We start from the raw sequence: 15,226 nt of genomic DNA, 5'->3' as shown, positions 1-15,226 counted from the left end.
CGCGCATCATAACAGGTCGGTTAACACGGGTAAGGCACTAAGACTTACCCCCAAATCGGCATCGGGTCGAGCACTGTCCGGTCGGTCAGCTTTTCGCGGTGTGCCCGCTGACCGAATCGCCTGCGTTGCGGGCCAGGCGGAAGGCATCCAGGGTGCTCAGGATGCCGAGCACGGCCACTATGCAAAAGGCTAGCCGGAAGTCCGACAACTGCGGATCGAGGTGGCCGTGCCACTCCATCGAGGCGCGCAGCAGCAGGGCGGCGATGGCCACGCCCAAGCCCATGGCCAGCTGAAAATTGGTGCTGAACAGGGTGGACGCATGGCTCAGCTGGGGTTTGGGGATGTCGGCGAAGGCCAGGGCATTGCTGGCGGTGAATTGCAGCGAGCGGGACACCCCGCTGGCGAATAGCAGGAGCACGATCAGCGGCAGCGGCCAATCCGGGGTGAGCAGGCCGCACGCCAGCAGGCTGATCGCGCTGAGCAGGCCGTTCATGGTCAGGATGGTGCGCAGGCCGAAGCGGCGCATGGCGGCGGTGGTGAAGGGCTTGGCCGCCAGGTTGCCGGCGAACAGCGCCAGGAGCAGCAGGCCGGCCTGGAAGGCGTCCAGGCCAAAGGCCAGCTGGAACATCAGGGGCAGCAGAAAGGGCGCGGTGGCGATGGTGATGCGGAACAGGCCACCACCGAGAATGGCGGCGCGGTAGGTGGGAATCCGCAGTGTGCCAAAATCGATCAGCGGACGTTCGATCTTCGTCATGTGACGCACCGCCTTGGTGCCGAGAATCAGCCCTATCCCCATCCAGGCCAGGTTGCTGCCCAGGCTGCCGTGGTTCTGGCCGAGCCGTTCGACGCCCCACATGAAGGCGACGCAGGCCCCGCCCAGCAGCAGGAAGCCGCGCCAGTCCAGCGGATGGCGCTGGGTTGGCAGGTCGGCGGGCACCAGGCGCCAGGCCAGCAGCAGGGCGATCGACCCCAGCGGCAGATTGAGATAGAAGATCCAGCGCCAGTCGGCATAGGTGGTGATCAGGCCGCCCAGGGGCGGGCCCAGCACGGGGGCCACCAGGCCTGGCCAGGTGATGAGGGCGATGGCGCGCACCAGTTCGTGCTTTTCGGTGACCTGCAGCACCACCAGCCGCCCCACCGGCACCATCAGCGCGCCGCCGAGCCCCTGGAGGATGCGCGCGGCGATGAATTGCTCGAGGGAGAGGGCCATCCCGCACAGCAGCGAGGCCAGGGTGAAGACGCCAATAGCCAGCGTAAAGACCGGTCGTGGACCGAAGCGCTCGGCGATCCAGCCACTGACCGGGATGCCCACGGCGATGGCCAGCAGATAGGCGCTGATGCCCAGATTGAGGTCCACCGGATCACGGCCGAAGGACGCCGCCATCTGCGGCAGGGCCGTGGCGATCACGGTGGCGTCGAGGTTTTCCATGAAAAAGGTAAAGCTCACCAGGCCGGCGAGAATCTTCCAGCGTTCCAAGATGCGGCGCCTCAGGCCAGGGGGGTCGGGCTACTCTGCCTGAGGTCCTGCAAGGTGCGCCAGCCCTGGCTTGCCGATAAAAAGTCAAAGGATTCACCACCGTCTTCCGGGCAGGCTGCTACAGTCGAGAGGGGACAGGTTCGATAATCGTCATCGCCACGAGGAAGCCGTTGCATGAAGGACGTGACCGATAGCCACATCATGGCCATGGCGGAAGCCCGGCGCCTGCTCGAACGCGGTAGCCAGGCCAAGCGCCAGCACCAGCGCTATTTCCTCAATTTCCTGACCTTGCGTCAGGAGGCCTCGCGCCTCAGCCAGCAGTCCTATCGCCTGAGCTGCTCGCTGGACGCCTTTTCCACTCAGCGCTCTCGCCAGTTGCCGCCGGTGCTGACCCTGGTGAAGGTCGACCAGGACGAACGCCGGTAAGACCAAAGGCGCAGCCGTAGGTATTCGTGGAGCTTTTCCGTTGGCCTAGGGGTCAAAACCTCGAATGCAGAGGAGAAACACCCCATGATCAAGCAATCGCTGCTCTCCCTGGCCCTTGGTGCCGTCGTCCTGACCGGCGCCCTCCACGTCCAGGCCGCGCCCGAGTCCATGACGCCAACCAAGCCGGCCGCCGACAAGGAAGCTTCCGAGCCCACCAGTCCGCAGTATCAGACCAAGGTCAACAAGAAGGACGCCAACCAGGGGGAAGAAAAGGTCACGCATGATCCTGATCATCCTACCTTTGAACTCGAAGAGGGTGGCCGAGCGCCGCGTAAGTACATCCGTGACGAGTACGTGATCAAGGACTGGAAAAAGCACGGTCTGGAGCAGCCTGGGGAAGACAGTCAGTGGGTCAAGATTGGGTCGGACTATGTGCTGATAAAGCGTAGCAACGCGGTGATCGGCAAGATCGTCAAAGCCAAGCAGTGATCTACAGCGCCAGGGTCGCGTCGTCGACCCGGTAGCGTTCAGGGTGTCCAGGCGGCATGCTGAGGCACCCTTTCCGGAGTTTTTTGCATGACCAGTGAAATCCGCGTCGTCGCCATCCTGCAGGCCAAGCCCGGCCAGGCGGCCGCCGTCGAAAACGCCCTGCGCGCCATCGTCGCCCCTTCCCGCGCCGAGGCTGCCTGCCATTTCTATACCCCGCACCGCGATCCGAGCCACGAGGGCCGCTATGTCTTCATCGAGCGCTGGGCCAGCCGCGAGGCCCTGGCCGAGCACGAGCAGACCGCGCACTTCAAGCAGCTGCTGAGCGATCTCGACGGCCTGCTCACCGAGGCGCCCCAGGTGATGATCCTGGAAGAATTACCGCTGGCGTGAGCCGGGCGACATAGCGCTGTCATTTGCCTGAGTCACCCTGGCCTCTTTTCGCGGAGCCTGGATGAACTCCTCTAGACGTCAAGCGCTGGGTCTGCTCGGCCTGGGTCTGAGCGCGCCCTGGTTCGCCGGATGCAGCGCGCGTGAGCCGCAACCGGATCCCTTCACCCTAGGCGTCGCCAGTGGCGATCCCGCTGCCGATGGCTTCGTCATCTGGACCCGCCTGGCGCCGGATCCCCTGGCCGAGGATGGCTTGGGCGGTCTGCGTACCCCGGTCGAGGTGCAATGGGAAGTCGCCCTGGATCCGGGGCTGCGTCAGGTGATCCAGCGCGGTACGGTCCAGGCGCAGCCCCAGGCGGCCTTCAGCGTACCTATCACCCTGGTCGGTCTGCCGCCGGGGCGACCCTACTGGTACCGCTTCACCGCCCTGGGGCATCAGAGTCGCATCGGTCGCGCCCTCACGCTGCCGCCGCCGGCCAGCGCGCCGCAGCGTCTCAAGCTGGTGGCGGCCTCCTGCTCCCACTATGAGAAGGGCTTCTTCAGTGCCTATCGGCACATGGCCGACGAGCAGCCGGACCTGGCGCTGTTCCTCGGCGACTACATCTATGAGTCCAATGTGCCGCTGCTGCTGCCAGCGGTCCGCCGCCACGGCCTGCCGGAAGCCCGCGACCTGGCCGGCTATCGGCGGCGCCATGCGCTGTACCGCACCGATCCCGATCTGCAGTACCTGCACGCCCATGTCACCAGCCTGCTGACCTGGGATGACCACGAGGTGCAGAACGACTATTCCGGTCCCTGGTCGGCGGATCCCCGAGTCAGTCTGGCCGCCTTCGCCGCACGACGGCAGGCGGCCTACCAGGCTTTTCGCGAACACGCCCCGCTGCGCGCCTGGCGCATCCAGGGCAGCGCGCTGCACCTCTATGACCGGTGGCGCTTTGGCGACCTGGCGGATATCCACCTGCTCGATGGCCGGCAATACCGCAGCGAACCGGCCTGCGCGACGACCCGGACCCGGGGTGGCCATCTCGTTGCCCCGAACTGTCCCGGCCTGCGCGACAGCACACGCAGCATGCTCGGGCAGGCGCAGGAGGATTGGCTGATGGATGGCTTTCGCCGTAACAGTACTCGGTGGAATCTCATTGCCCAGGACCTGTTGCTGGCACCCCTGCGCCAGCGCCTGCCGAATGGCGACCCGGCGCGCTGGACCGACGGCTGGGACGGTTACCCGGCCACGCGGGAGCGCCTGCTGGCGGCCATGGCTGCAAGTCGCCTGCCCAATCCGGTGACCCTGGGCGGGGATATCCATTCCTTCTGGGTGACGGATCTGCACCGCGATCCGGAGGACGAGCGGAGCCCAGTGGTGGCGAGCGAATTCGTCGGCACCTCCGTCACCTCGGACGGACCGGATTACCGCCGCTTCCAGGCGCTGTTGCCGGAAAATCCCCAGGTGCGCTTCTTCGACAGCCGGGAGCGTGGCTATCTGGCCCTGGAGCTGACGCGGGAGCGGTTGCAGGTGGACCTGCGCACCATCAGCGACCGAACCCGCCCGGATGCCAGGCGCGGCACCCGGGCGAGCTTCGTGGTGGAGGGGGGGCGGCCGGGGGCCACCCCGATCTAGCGAGGATCAGACGAACAGCGACAGCAGCATGATGAAGGCCAGGGCCACCACCGAGAGGATGGTCTCCATCATCGACCAGGTCTTGAAGGTCTCGGCCACGGTCATGTTGAAGTACTGCTTCACCAGCCAGAAGCCGGCGTCGTTGACGTGGGAGAGGATCACCGAACCGGCGCCGGCGGCCAGCACCAGCAATTCCTTGTTCACGCCGGGGATCAGCGCCACCACGGGGGCGACGATGCCGGCGCCGGTGATGGTCGCCACGGTGGCGGAACCGGTGGCCACGCGGATCACCGCCGCCACCAGCCAGGTCAGCAGGATCGGCGAGATCTGCGTCTGCACCGCCAGGTTGCCGATCACGTCACCGACACCGCTGGCCACCAGCATCTGCTTGAAGCCACCACCGGCGCCGACGATCAGCACGATGGCCGCCACCGGCGCCAGGCTCTGGTCGAGCAGCTTGACGATCTTCTCGCGGGAGAAGCCGCAGGCGGTGCCGAAGCTGTAGAAGCTCAGCAGCAGCGCGGCGAGCAGGGCGGTGATGGGATGGCCGATGAAGTCCATCCAGATGCGGAAATGATTGTCGGCGGCAAAGAAGATGTCGGCGAAGGCCTTGAGCAGCATCAGGATCACCGGCAGCAGCACGGTGAAGACGGTGATGCCGAAGCCCGGCAGATTGCGGTTGTCGGTCTCCTGGGCGATCTGGGCGACCAGCTCGGGATTGGCCGAACCGGGGATGCGCTTGGCGATCCAGGCACCAAAGATGGGACCGGCGATCATGGCGGTGGGCAGGCCGACGATCAGGCCGTAGAAGATGGTCTTACCGATGTCGGCGCCGAACACCCCGACCGCCAGCAGCGGACCCGGGTGCGGCGGTACCAGGCCGTGCACGGCGGACAGGCCGGCCAGCAGCGGGATGCCCAGCTTGACCAGCGACAACCCGGTACGGCGGGCGACGATGAACACCAGGGGCGCCAGCAGCACGAAGCCGATCTCGAAGAACAGCGGGATGCCCACCAGGAAGGCAGCGAACATCATCGCCCAGTGCACGCGCTTGATGCCGAAGGCGCGGATCAGCGTCTGGGCGATCTGGTCGGCGCCGCCGGAATCGGCCATCAGCTTGCCGAGCATGGTGCCCAGGCCGAGCAGGATGCCGACGAAGCCGAGCACGCCGCCGAAGCCGTCCTGGAAGGATTTCATGACCTTTTCCACCGGCATGCCGGAGGTCAGGCCGAGAAAGCCCGAGGCGATGGTCAGGGCGATGAAGGGATGGACCTTGAACTTGGTGATCAGGAGCACCAGGCCGACGATGGTGACCGCGGCGTCGAGCAGAAGGAAGCTGTTGTGGTCCATGCCGAACATGGCGCCTCTCCTATTGTTGTTGTGGGCGTTGTAAGAGCCTATTCAAAGTCTGCTGCGCGTCGGCCAAACTGCGTTGAAAATGGCTTCGGAATGCTCATTTACCATTCGTAAACTCCGCTTCCTCAGTCCTTTTCGCCTTGTTTGTCTCTAGCTCGCGAGACTTTGAACAGACTCTAAGGGTTGGAATGGGTAGCGCTGTCTCGTCAGGCCGGCTGGGCCAGGCGAGTCGAGGTGTTCCACCAGGCCGACACCTGGGTGCCGATGGCGGGCAGGGTGTCGCGTGCGTCCACTACCAGCGTAGCCGGTTCACCGTGGGGTGCTTCGAGGGCGGCGAACTGGCTGTCGATCAGGCTGGCGGGCATGAAGTGCCCCGGGCGATTGGCCACGCGCTGGGCGGCGGTCTCGCGGGTCAGTTCGAGAAAGACGAAGCCGAGACCGGGCACGGCCTGGCGCAGCTGGTCGCGATAGCGGCGCTTGAGTGCGGAACAGGTGAGTACCGGGCGTTCGCCCGCGGCCACGGCAGCGGCCAGTTCTTCACCGAGGCGGGTCAGCCAGCCGGCGCGATCCCCGTCGTCGAGGGGGATACCGGCGCTCATCTTGGCGATGTTGGCGGCGGGGTGGAAGGCGTCGCCTTCGATCAGGCGGCCACCGTCCTGCTCGGCGATGGCCGCGCCGATGCTGCTCTTGCCGCAGCCTGCGACGCCCATGACCACCAGTGCGGGAATGGGAGTGTTCATCATCACCTCCGGTCTGGAGACAGCGCTACCCCGAAAAGCGAAAAAGGCAGCGGCTTCCAGTTCTTGTCGATCTTGTTGGGCCGAATGCCGACGCGGTGCGGAAGACCACGTCAGGCTTGTAGTGTCTGCTGAGACAGCGCTACCTTAGGCGCGTTCTCCGTCTCTGACAAGTCTGAAACCATAACAATGAATCGAACGGGTTCTCGTAGTTCCGGTCGGCCCACCCTCACCGAGGTGGCGCTGCAGGCCGGTGTTTCCCCCATCACGGCCTCGCGTGCCCTGCGAGGTGTCGCCAGCGTGGCACCGGAGCTGGTCACCCGCGTGCAGGAGGCCGCCGCGCGCCTTGGCTATGTCACCAATCCGGCCGCTCGTGCCCTGGCCTCGGCCCAGGGGCATTCGGTGGTGGTGCTGGTGCCCTCGCTGTCCAACCACCTGTTCATCGAGCCCCTCGAGGCCATCCACGAGGTCCTGCGTCCCCGTGGCCTGGAGGTGCTGATCGGCAACTACCACTACGATCCCGAGGAAGAGGAAAAGCTGATCCGCAACTACCTGGCCTATCAGCCCCGGGGACTGCTGCTGACCGGCTTCGACCGCACCGACGCCGCGCGCCAGCTGCTGGCGGCCAGCGGGGTGCCGCGGGTGCACATGATGGAGCTGGATCCGGCGGGGACGGTGCCCAGCGTCGGCTTTTCCCAGCGCGCCGCCGGGGCCGCCGCGGCGCGGCATCTGCTGGCGGCCGGACGCAAGCGCCTGGGCTATGTGGCCGCCCAGCTCGACCCGCGGGCGCTGGCCCGAGGGGAGGGCTTTCGCGAGGTGCTGCGCGAGGCGGGCTGCTATGACCCGAGTCTGGATGTGCTGGATCCGCAGCCGTCGTCCGTGGGGCTGGGCGCCCGGCAGTTTCGCGAGCTGCTGGCCCGGCGGCCGGATGTCGACGGCCTGTTCTTCTGCAACGACGACCTGGCGCAAGGCGCGCTGTTCGAGGCGCAGCGGCTGGGCATCGCCATCCCCGAACGGATCTCGGTGCTGGGCTTCAACGACCTGCCCGGCTCGGCGCACACGGTCCCCCGGCTGACCTCCATCCAGACCCCCCGCGCCGCGGTAGGGCGCCAGGCCGCGACCCTCCTGCTGGGGCTGCTCGACGGCCGCAGCCAACCGACCTGCGTGGACCTGGGATTCGAGTTGGTGAGTCGGGAGAGTGTGTAGGGCTTTGGCTTGGGTCGATCGTGACCACGGCGGTCTGTCGATGCAGCCAGAACTGTATGACGTTGCTTATCGCGGTCATGGGCCGCTCCTACGGGGCTTGACGCTTCTGTAGGAGCGGCCCATGGCCGCGATAAGGTTTTGCTCGGACAACGAATAATCCATCTTCTGGCATCCATCAGCTCCGCGGACCGTCATAACCGCGATCGCGGTGCAGCCACCTTACCGCAACGCCTTGGCCAATATCCGCGACTGCCCCCGGAAATCCTGGCGGGCATAGAAGGCCTGGGCGTCCTCGTTGAATTCCATGACCTCCAGGCGCAATTCGTCGACGTCGTTGTCCCGCGCCCAGGCTTCCACCGCGTCCAGCAGCCGGGCACCCACGCCCAGCCGTCGGTGGCAGGCCGACACCACCAGGGTGCCGATCCGGCAGAGGATCAGCGGCTGCAGAAAGGAAATCGAGCGGGTGTCGGACAGGCGCGCGGTAACGAAGCCGACCAGTTCGTCACCGGCCTCGGCGACGAACAGCACCCCGTCTTCCGGCTCCAGCTGGGCGGCCCAGTAGTCCTGGTCGCGCCAGCCGCCGGAGGGTTCGGCGAAGGTCGCCGGGGCCTGCCGGTGATGCTGCTCGGCGAGTTGCTCGGCCAGCCGGCAGACGGCGGCGAGATCGGTGACGAAGGCGGGACGGATACGCAAGAGCGGTGCTCGCAAGAGGAGTCGGCCGTTCACCTTACGCCGCGCTGCGCGGGTCAGGAAGCCTTGGCATCCAGCTGCCGGTACCAGTCGGCATAGGGGGTGTTCCTGGCCATCCGCCGGTTGTAGTCGGGCGCGCCATCGGTCCACCAGACCGGTCCGCGCTCGCCCAGGGCGTGCTTGGCGGCGTCCACCGCGGCGCGTGCGCTGCGCAGGGCGGCTTCGTCACCCTGACGCTTGGCCACGCCCACCTGACGGCGGGCATCCATCAGTTCATGGGTCAGCAGGTCGCGGCGGTCGGCGGGCAGGCTGGGGTCGGTGCAGCGCCAGAGTCGGCCCCTGACCACGAAGTAGCGTCCGTCCGGGGTGGTGGGATAGCGCATGGCAAGGGCCCCTTGGTCAGTCGTCGATGTCGAGCAGGCCGCGGCAATCCGGATAGTTCGAGCAGGCCCAGAATTCCCGGCCCTGGTGGCGACCGCTGCGCGCGCGGCGGCGGACCATGGGCGCCTGGCATTCCGGGCATTCCGGCGCGAGGGGCTGGCTGGGCACTGCGGTTCGCTGGCGCGGACGGCGCCCGCCGAACACGGCGTCGCGTACGGCGGTGGCGGAATAGCGCGCCGCCGCAGGGATCTCCACCAAGCGCAACTGGGCGGCATCGCACACCGCGCGGACGAAGCGGTCGCGCTGCTGGCGATGGCGCTGCAGGTGCGACCTGTCGTTGAGTTCGACCACGGCGTGCACGGCGAGGTCGTCGCGGCGGCAGATGGCGAAGTCGAAGTGCTTGCAGTTGATGCGATTCTGCGCGATCAGATAGCGGCGGCGATCGCGCAGCGGCAGGGTCTGGACCACATCGGCGATGCGCACCTTGCCGAACACCCGGTAGTCGTCGCCCACGGCTTCGTCGAGCACCGCGAGAAAGGCCTGTTCGGCGGGGGTGAAGAGGGCTTCGACCTGGCGATAGGGAAAGGCGGCCTGGCGCCGGCGCTGCCACCACCACAAAGCCCCCAGAAGCAGCAGTCCGGCCGGGACCAGCAGGGGCAGGTAACGCTCGTACATCTCGAACTCCAACAGCGGGGCGCCATGATAGTGAGTTCCGGCGCCGGACAGCAGCGGTGGCGACGAAGCGTCAGTCGCGCCGCGGGAGTTGCCGTTGCAGATCGTCCAGCCGCAGCAGGGTCACCGACTTCAGACAACTCAGATACTGCAGCTGCTGCATGGCGCCCTGGAATCCGCGCGTCGCGTCAGCGCAGCGGGGTGCGCGGTCGCTTTGCCAGAGCTGCTGCAGGCGTTCGAAGGCGGGTCGTTGCGCAGCGGAGAGCGCGGCCAGGCGGCGGCCGTAGACGTCGGCCAGCCGGGCTTCGGCCAGGGCCAGATCCCCGGCGGCGCAGGCCGCCAGCTGCGCCTCGCCGCCCTGGCGATCGCAGTCGGCCGGGGGCTGCTCGGCGGCCAGGGCGGCGGTCGAGAGCAGCAGGGCGAGCAGGGCGGACAGGCGACAGGTGTTCATGCAGGCTGACTATTGCAGGGGCGGAGCGCCTAGACTGCCGTAAAAGCGCGGCTCTCACCAGGCGCCGCCGGTCTCCTGCGGCTCGCCCTGGGTCTCGCGGAATTGGCGGATCTGCACCAGCAGCCAGTCGATCCAGCGCTGTACCGGCGCGTCTACCGGGCCCTTGGGCAACACCAGGAAGTAGGCCTGGGTCGACAGCTGGTTGAACCGATCCGGCAGCGGGCGGACCAGGGCGCCGCTGGCCAGCAGGCGCTGGGCCAGCACGCAGCCGCCGAGGGCCACGCCCTTGCCGGCCGCGGCCTGTTGCAGGGCCATGCCACTCAGCGAATAGCGCGGACCGCGCAGACTTTCGCCCAGGGGTACCTGCTGGCTGGCGAACCAGTCCTGCCAGGCGTTGAAACGGCTGCTGGGCCGGCCCGAACGCCAGCCGCCGGGCCATTCGGCATGCAGCAGCGGATAGGCCAGCAAGGCGGCGGGTTCCGCCAGTGGCGCCGGGATCAGCGTCGGGCTGCACACCGGAAAGATCCATTCGCGCAGCAGCAGGCGCGTCTCGCCGTCCTGCCAGTCGCCGCGGCCATAGCGGATCGCCGCCTGGGCACCGCCCTCGGTACCCAGCGGCACGATGGCGGAGGAGGCATCGAGAAAGACCTCGATATCCGGATGCTGGCGCTGGAAGTCTTCCAGGCGCGGCAGCAGCCATTCTTGGCCAAAGGTGGGCGGCGCACTGACGGTCAGGACGCTGCTCTTGACCCGCGCCCGGGCGACGGCGCGGGTCAGGCCGTCGAGGTGCGGCGCGATCTCCGACGCCAGGGCGCGCCCCTGGACGGTGAGGCGCACCCCCTGGGCCAGGCGCTCGAACAGCGGCTGCCCCAGCTCTTCCTCGAGCAGGCGGATCTGCCGGCTGATGGCGCCGGCGGTGACGTGCAACTCGTCCGCGGCCTTGGCAAAGTGTTGGTGTCGCGCGGCGGCGGCAAAGGCGCGTAGGGCATTGAGGGGGAGGGCGGTGGTCACGGCAGCCTCGGCTTGTCTGAAAAGTGCCTGCGCTCGGTCATGCTGCGTTAAAAACCGGCTGGATCGCCAGCCCGGTCGGAATGCTCATTTACCACTCGTAAACTCCGCTTCCTCACCGATTTTTGCCTTGCCTGACCTTCGCTCGGCGACTTCTCAGACAAGCCTTAGTTTTCCTGAGCCTGACGCCCATTAAACATCGTTTGTCCGACCTGTTCAGCCACCTTCACCATGCAGGCTCACTTTTTCCTGGAGCGACGCTCATGCGCAAGGAGCTGGATCTCCCCGCCGTGCTGGTCATGCTGGTGCTCTGCCTGGTCTGGGGCCTGCAGCAGACGGCGATCAAGGCCATCGCCGAGCAGGTGGATCCGCTGCTGCAGATCGGCTGGCGCTCGCTGCTGGCGGCCGGGCTGCTCTATGGCCTGGCGCGCTGGCGCGGCATCCGCTGCCTGGGCCGCGACCAGACGCTGATCCCCGGGCTGCTCGCCGGGTCGCTGTTCGCCCTCGAATTTCTCTGCATGGCGGTGGGCCTGAAATACACCAGCGCCGCGCACATGGTGGTGTTCATCTACACGGCGCCGCTGTTCGCCGCCTGCGGTCTGCACTGGCTGGTGCCCGGGGAGCGGCTGTCGGGGCGGCAATGGCTGGGCATGCTGCTGGCGGCCACTGGGGTGGTCTGCGCCTTCCTGATCGGCAAGCCGAGCGGCGGCACCAGCTGGCTGGGCGATCTGATCGGCCTGGCCGGCGGCGCCGCCTGGGGCGCCACCACGGTACTGATCCGCCGCAGCGCCCTGGCCGAGGCGCCGCCACTGCGCACCCTGTTCTATCAACTCGGGGTGACCGGCGTGGTGCTGCTGGCGCTGGCCCTGCCGCTCGGCAAGCGCCTGGATCTGGCCGGGCTGGATTCCCTGGCCTGGTCGAGCCTGGCCTTCCAGGTGTTCATCGTCGCCGGCATCAGCCTGCTGGGCTGGTTCGTGCTGCTCAGTCGCTATCGCGCCGCGCCCCTGGGCGTGCTGACCCTGCTGACGCCGCTGTTCGGTGTGCTGATGGGCGTCTGGTTGCTGGGCGAGACCCCGGGACCGGGATTTCTCGCCGGCGCGGCCCTGGTGCTCAGCGGTCTGCTGATCGTCAGCTATCCTTCCCGCTCGCGAGTCGCGTCCCGCTGACTCGCCTGGCCCTGAGCATCCGATGTCGTCCACCTCGCTGAATCCCTGGTTGCTGCGCCTCATCCCCCTGGTGTTCCTGGCCCTGTGGTCCGCCGGCTTCGCCGTGTCCAAGGTGGGCCTGGCCTATGCGCCGCCCTTCACCCTGCTGGCGATGCGTTATGCGCTGGCCTTCAGCGTGCTGCTGGTGGCTTTCCTGATCCTGCGTCCGCCGCTGCCGCGCACCCGGCGGGAATGGGCGAATCTGGCCGTGGTGGGCTTTCTGATCCAGGGCGTCTATTTCGGCATGAGCTATGGCGCCCTGGTGCTGGGTGCCTCGGCCAACGTGGTGGCCATGGTCGCCTCGCTGCAACCGATCCTGGTGGCCCTGGGCGCACCCCTGCTGGTGGGCGAGCGGGTGACGCCGCTGCAGTGGCTGGGGCTGGCCCTGGGATTGCTCGGCGCCATCGGGGTGATCCTGGCCCGGGCCAGTGTGGCCGTGGAGTCCGTCCCGGGCATCTGCCTGGCGGTCGGCGCGCTGCTGGGCATGACCAGCGCCGTGCTCTACGAAAAGCGCCTGGGCGTGGCCCAGCATCCGGTCACCAACAATCTGGTGCAGTACAGCGTCGGCCTGGTGTGTTGCGCACCTCTGGCGCTGCTGTTCGAGCACAGCCCGGTGCACTGGGCACCGGCCTTCATCGGTGCCCTGGCCTATCTGGTGCTGGCCAACTCGCTGCTGGCCATCAGCCTGCTGGTGTGGATGATCCGCGCTGGCGAGGCGGCGCGGGTCAGTGCGCTGTTCTTTTGCGTACCGCCGGGCGCCGCCCTGAGCGCCTGGCTGCTGCTGGGCGAGACCCTGCCGCCACTGGCCTGGGTGGCCATGGTGATCGCTATCGGTGGGGTGCTGCTGGCGACCCGGGCAGGGGGCAAGGCGGCGCGCTGAACCGCGCCGCCCGTCCTCACGTCGTCTTCAGCCCCGCCAGCACCTTGTCCACCGTCAGCGGATAGTCGCGGATGCGCACCCCGCAGGCGTTGTAGACGGCGTTGGTAAGGGCGGCCCCGGCGCCGCAGATCCCCAGTTCGCCGACCCCCTTGATCTTCAGCGGATTGGCCTTGTCGTCCACTTCCGGCAGGAAATGGGCTTCGATGGCGGGGATGTCCAGGTGGCAGGGGTAGTGGTAGTCGGCCAGATCATGGTTGACGAAGTGCCCGTGGCGCGTATCGATCACCCCGTCTTCGTGCAGGGCGCTGCCCACGCCCCAGATCATCCCGCCCAGCATCTGCGAATGGGCGGTCTTCTCGTTGAGGATACGCCCGGCAGCGAACACCCCAAGCATGCGTCTCAGGCGGATCTCGCCGGTGAGGGCATGTACCCCCACCTCGGCGAAGAAGGCCCCGTAGCCCTGCTGCGAATAGTCCTTGAGGGTCTGCCCCGGCTTGATCTCGCCGATGGCCTGGAGATCGTGCTGGCGCGCCAGTTCGGCGAGGTCGCGACTGCCGTTGTCGGCGATTAAGCGACCGCCAACGAAGCGGGCACTGGCCGGATCCAGACCCGCCGCATCCGCCGCTTTCAGGCGCAGATTCTCGCAGGCGACATAGACCGAAGAACCGGAACTGGCGGCGCCAAAGGAGCCGCCGGAGCCGGCCCCGGCCGGGTCGTCGCTGTCGCCCAGCAGCACCTTGACCCGCTCCACCGGCAAGCCGAGCGACTCGCCGGCGATCTGCGCCAGGATGGTGTAGGTCCCGGTGCCGATGTCGGTCATGGAGGTCTTGACCGTGGCCGAGCCGTCCGCCTCCAGACGCACCCCGGCCTGGGACGGCCTGAGCATGTTGGCGCGACTGGCCGCCGCCATGCCCATGCCGATCAGCCAGTCGCCGTCGCGCACCTGACCAGGCGTGGCCTGGCGCCTGCTCCAGCCAAAGCGGCGGGCGCCGTCCTGCATGCACTCCACCAGCTTGCGGGAAGAGAAGGGGATGTGCTTTTCCGGATCCTGGCTGGGCTCGTTGCGGATGCGCAGCTCGATGGGATCGAGACCGAGCTTGACTGCCAGCTCGTCCATGGCGCTCTCGCTGGCCAGCATGCCCACGGCTTCGCCGGGCGCCCGGCAGGAGCCGGACTCGGGCAGATCCAGCTCGACCATGCGGTGCGCCACCAGGCGGTCGTTGCCGGCATAGAGGGTGCGCGAGGACAGGCCGGTGGGCTCGTAGTAGGTCAGGCCGCGGGCGGAATGGGACCAGCCTTCGTGGGCCATCGCCTGGATACGGCCATCGCGGTCGGCGCCCAGGCGGATGCGCTGGATGGTGGCTGAGCGGTGATCAGTGATCTGGAACATCTGCTGGCGGGTGAGGGTGACCTTGACCGGCCGGCCGATTGCGCGAGCGGCCATGGCGCCGATCAGGGCGTCGGCATAGATCGGCAACTTGCCGCCGAAGCCGCCACCGATATAACGCGCCACGATGCGTACGTTTTCCTTGGGCAGCTGCAGGGTATTGGCCACGCAACTCTGCGCCTGCTCGACGAACTGGGTGGAGCAATAAATGGTCACCCGGTCGCCGTCCCACTGGGCCAGGCTGGCGTGGGGCTCCATCTGCGCATGGATGTGGTAGGGCGTGGTGTAGCGCTCGTCGAGCTTGATCGGCGCCCGGGCAAAGGCGGCGTCGACATCGCCCGAGGCGGTGTCGGTGGGCTGGTCGCCATCCGGCGGCTTGACCGCCTGGCCGAGGTTGGCGGCCAGGTCGAAGACGCCCGCTTCGGCCGCATAGTCGATCTCCACCAGAGCCGCCGCCAGGCGCGCCTCCTCGAAGCTCTCGGCCACCACGAAGGCCACCGGCTCGCCGAAATAGCGCACCTGGTCGCTGTCCAGATAGGGCTTGGGCCGGGTGAAGCGACCGCTGTTGTTCGGCTCGCGCGCCGCCTGGCGCGGCGCGTTGCGATAGGTCAGCACGCTGAGCACGCCCGGCGCGCTCTCCGCAGCCGCGGTGTCCAGCCGACTGATGCGGCCCTTGGCGATGGTGGCGCCGACGATGAAGCCGTAGGCCACGCGATCGTTACGAAACTCGAAGCTGTAGGGTGCCTGGCCGGTGACCTTGAGCAAGCCGTCCACGCGGTCGACGGGCTTGCCGATCAGGCCGCCGCGATTCTCGTCGATGAGGTTGCGGCCGGCGGGTTGGTTCATTTCCATGCTG

The 15,226-nt window shown here is 67.5% G+C and carries 16 protein-coding genes; 7 read left to right on the top strand and 9 right to left on the bottom strand.

Annotated features, from left to right (window positions below; translation table 11 throughout):
* Nucleotides 1-85: 85 nt before the first annotated feature.
* Entirely contained in the window at nucleotides 86-1,477 is a 1,392-nt protein-coding gene (locus CFE50_RS08540; RefSeq protein ID WP_283818321.1) for an MFS transporter, read from the bottom strand.
* Between the two features lie 174 nt (nucleotides 1,478-1,651).
* On the opposite strand from CFE50_RS08540, the gene CFE50_RS08535 reads away from it, so the two are divergent.
* The 4 genes from CFE50_RS08535 to CFE50_RS08520 all read left to right on the top strand — a co-directional run bounded on the left by CFE50_RS08535 (nucleotide 1,652) and on the right by CFE50_RS08520 (nucleotide 4,397).
* Nucleotides 1,652-1,903 (top strand): hypothetical protein, encoded by a 252-nt coding sequence (locus tag CFE50_RS08535; protein ID WP_241808069.1) that lies wholly within the window; start codon nucleotides 1,652-1,654, stop codon nucleotides 1,901-1,903.
* Between the two features lie 84 nt (nucleotides 1,904-1,987).
* The gene (locus CFE50_RS08530; RefSeq protein WP_241808070.1) at nucleotides 1,988-2,392 is read left to right on the top strand and encodes an RcnB family protein; all 405 of its coding nucleotides are present in this window, start codon (nucleotides 1,988-1,990) and stop codon (nucleotides 2,390-2,392) included.
* 87 nt (nucleotides 2,393-2,479) lie between these two features.
* A complete protein-coding gene (locus CFE50_RS08525) occupies nucleotides 2,480-2,782 on the top strand; it encodes a putative quinol monooxygenase (RefSeq protein WP_007159331.1) in 303 nt (100 codons plus the stop codon).
* Nucleotides 2,783-2,843: 61 nt separating this feature from the next.
* Nucleotides 2,844-4,397 (top strand): alkaline phosphatase D family protein, encoded by a 1,554-nt coding sequence (locus CFE50_RS08520; RefSeq protein ID WP_286732712.1) that lies wholly within the window; start codon nucleotides 2,844-2,846, stop codon nucleotides 4,395-4,397.
* A 6-nt stretch (nucleotides 4,398-4,403) separates the two neighbouring features.
* Here the strand turns inward: CFE50_RS08520 and CFE50_RS08515 are convergent, their stop codons facing one another.
* Complete coding sequence (locus CFE50_RS08515) at nucleotides 4,404-5,756, bottom strand: GntP family permease (protein ID WP_286732710.1); 1,353 nt, start codon at nucleotides 5,754-5,756, stop codon at nucleotides 4,404-4,406.
* A 203-nt stretch (nucleotides 5,757-5,959) separates the two neighbouring features.
* The gene (locus CFE50_RS08510) at nucleotides 5,960-6,493 is read right to left on the bottom strand and encodes a gluconokinase (protein WP_286732707.1); all 534 of its coding nucleotides are present in this window, start codon (nucleotides 6,491-6,493) and stop codon (nucleotides 5,960-5,962) included.
* A 186-nt stretch (nucleotides 6,494-6,679) separates the two neighbouring features.
* Here CFE50_RS08510 and gntR point away from each other — a divergent pair, with 186 nt between their 5' ends.
* A complete protein-coding gene (gntR, locus tag CFE50_RS08505; RefSeq protein WP_108581323.1) occupies nucleotides 6,680-7,696 on the top strand; it encodes an HTH-type transcriptional regulator GntR in 1,017 nt (338 codons plus the stop codon).
* Between the two features lie 219 nt (nucleotides 7,697-7,915).
* Here gntR and CFE50_RS08500 read toward each other — a convergent pair whose 3' ends face one another.
* The 5 genes from CFE50_RS08500 to CFE50_RS08480 all read right to left on the bottom strand — a co-directional run bounded on the left by CFE50_RS08500 (nucleotide 7,916) and on the right by CFE50_RS08480 (nucleotide 10,901).
* A complete protein-coding gene (locus tag CFE50_RS08500) occupies nucleotides 7,916-8,422 on the bottom strand; it encodes a GNAT family N-acetyltransferase (RefSeq protein WP_256203931.1) in 507 nt (168 codons plus the stop codon).
* Between the two features lie 20 nt (nucleotides 8,423-8,442).
* Nucleotides 8,443-8,769 carry a hypothetical protein gene (locus CFE50_RS08495; protein ID WP_108581324.1) on the bottom strand — a complete coding sequence of 109 codons (327 nt, stop codon included), beginning with the start codon at nucleotides 8,767-8,769 and terminating at the stop codon, nucleotides 8,443-8,445.
* Nucleotides 8,770-8,785: 16 nt separating this feature from the next.
* Nucleotides 8,786-9,442, bottom strand: coding sequence for a DUF2726 domain-containing protein (locus tag CFE50_RS08490; RefSeq protein WP_286732702.1), 657 nt, complete (start codon nucleotides 9,440-9,442; stop codon nucleotides 8,786-8,788).
* A 70-nt stretch (nucleotides 9,443-9,512) separates the two neighbouring features.
* The gene (locus CFE50_RS08485; RefSeq protein ID WP_286732701.1) at nucleotides 9,513-9,890 is read right to left on the bottom strand and encodes a lysozyme inhibitor LprI family protein; all 378 of its coding nucleotides are present in this window, start codon (nucleotides 9,888-9,890) and stop codon (nucleotides 9,513-9,515) included.
* A 54-nt stretch (nucleotides 9,891-9,944) separates the two neighbouring features.
* A complete protein-coding gene (locus tag CFE50_RS08480; RefSeq protein ID WP_286732699.1) occupies nucleotides 9,945-10,901 on the bottom strand; it encodes a LysR substrate-binding domain-containing protein in 957 nt (318 codons plus the stop codon).
* A 260-nt stretch (nucleotides 10,902-11,161) separates the two neighbouring features.
* Between CFE50_RS08480 and CFE50_RS08475 the strand changes: the two genes are divergently transcribed.
* Both CFE50_RS08475 and CFE50_RS08470 read left to right on the top strand, forming a co-directional pair.
* Nucleotides 11,162-12,064 carry a DMT family transporter gene (locus tag CFE50_RS08475; RefSeq protein WP_286732698.1) on the top strand — a complete coding sequence of 301 codons (903 nt, stop codon included), beginning with the start codon at nucleotides 11,162-11,164 and terminating at the stop codon, nucleotides 12,062-12,064.
* 22 nt (nucleotides 12,065-12,086) lie between these two features.
* Nucleotides 12,087-12,983 (top strand): DMT family transporter, encoded by an 897-nt coding sequence (locus tag CFE50_RS08470; RefSeq protein ID WP_286732696.1) that lies wholly within the window; start codon nucleotides 12,087-12,089, stop codon nucleotides 12,981-12,983.
* Nucleotides 12,984-12,999: 16 nt separating this feature from the next.
* Here the strand turns inward: CFE50_RS08470 and CFE50_RS08465 are convergent, their stop codons facing one another.
* The gene (locus CFE50_RS08465; protein WP_286732694.1) at nucleotides 13,000-15,222 is read right to left on the bottom strand and encodes a xanthine dehydrogenase family protein molybdopterin-binding subunit; all 2,223 of its coding nucleotides are present in this window, start codon (nucleotides 15,220-15,222) and stop codon (nucleotides 13,000-13,002) included.
* Between the last annotated feature and the right edge of the window lie 4 nt (nucleotides 15,223-15,226).

Source organism: Pseudomonas sp. PGPPP4 (assembly GCF_002256045.1).
Lineage (GTDB): Bacteria > Pseudomonadota > Gammaproteobacteria > Pseudomonadales > Pseudomonadaceae > Chryseomonas > Chryseomonas oryzihabitans.
This window is presented reverse-complemented; position numbering and strand designations above follow the sequence as displayed.

What these genes read in the sequence shown, in the direction of transcription:
- CFE50_RS08485 (WP_286732701.1), bottom strand. Translation starts at nt 9,890, where the DNA reads ATGAACACCTGTCGCCTGTCCGCCCTGCTCGCCCTGCTGCTCTCGACC.
- CFE50_RS08475 (WP_286732698.1), top strand. Translation starts at nt 11,162, where the DNA reads ATGCGCAAGGAGCTGGATCTCCCCGCCGTGCTGGTCATGCTGGTGCTC.
- CFE50_RS08520 (WP_286732712.1), top strand. Translation starts at nt 2,844, where the DNA reads ATGAACTCCTCTAGACGTCAAGCGCTGGGTCTGCTCGGCCTGGGTCTG.
- CFE50_RS08525 (WP_007159331.1), top strand. Translation starts at nt 2,480, where the DNA reads ATGACCAGTGAAATCCGCGTCGTCGCCATCCTGCAGGCCAAGCCCGGC.
- gntR (WP_108581323.1), top strand. Translation starts at nt 6,680, where the DNA reads ATGAATCGAACGGGTTCTCGTAGTTCCGGTCGGCCCACCCTCACCGAG.
- CFE50_RS08530 (WP_241808070.1), top strand. Translation starts at nt 1,988, where the DNA reads ATGATCAAGCAATCGCTGCTCTCCCTGGCCCTTGGTGCCGTCGTCCTG.
- CFE50_RS08495 (WP_108581324.1), bottom strand. Translation starts at nt 8,769, where the DNA reads ATGCGCTATCCCACCACCCCGGACGGACGCTACTTCGTGGTCAGGGGC.
- CFE50_RS08510 (WP_286732707.1), bottom strand. Translation starts at nt 6,493, where the DNA reads ATGAACACTCCCATTCCCGCACTGGTGGTCATGGGCGTCGCAGGCTGC.
- CFE50_RS08535 (WP_241808069.1), top strand. Translation starts at nt 1,652, where the DNA reads ATGAAGGACGTGACCGATAGCCACATCATGGCCATGGCGGAAGCCCGG.
- CFE50_RS08470 (WP_286732696.1), top strand. Translation starts at nt 12,087, where the DNA reads ATGTCGTCCACCTCGCTGAATCCCTGGTTGCTGCGCCTCATCCCCCTG.
- CFE50_RS08515 (WP_286732710.1), bottom strand. Translation starts at nt 5,756, where the DNA reads ATGTTCGGCATGGACCACAACAGCTTCCTTCTGCTCGACGCCGCGGTC.
- CFE50_RS08465 (WP_286732694.1), bottom strand. Translation starts at nt 15,222, where the DNA reads ATGGAAATGAACCAACCCGCCGGCCGCAACCTCATCGACGAGAATCGC.
- CFE50_RS08490 (WP_286732702.1), bottom strand. Translation starts at nt 9,442, where the DNA reads ATGTACGAGCGTTACCTGCCCCTGCTGGTCCCGGCCGGACTGCTGCTT.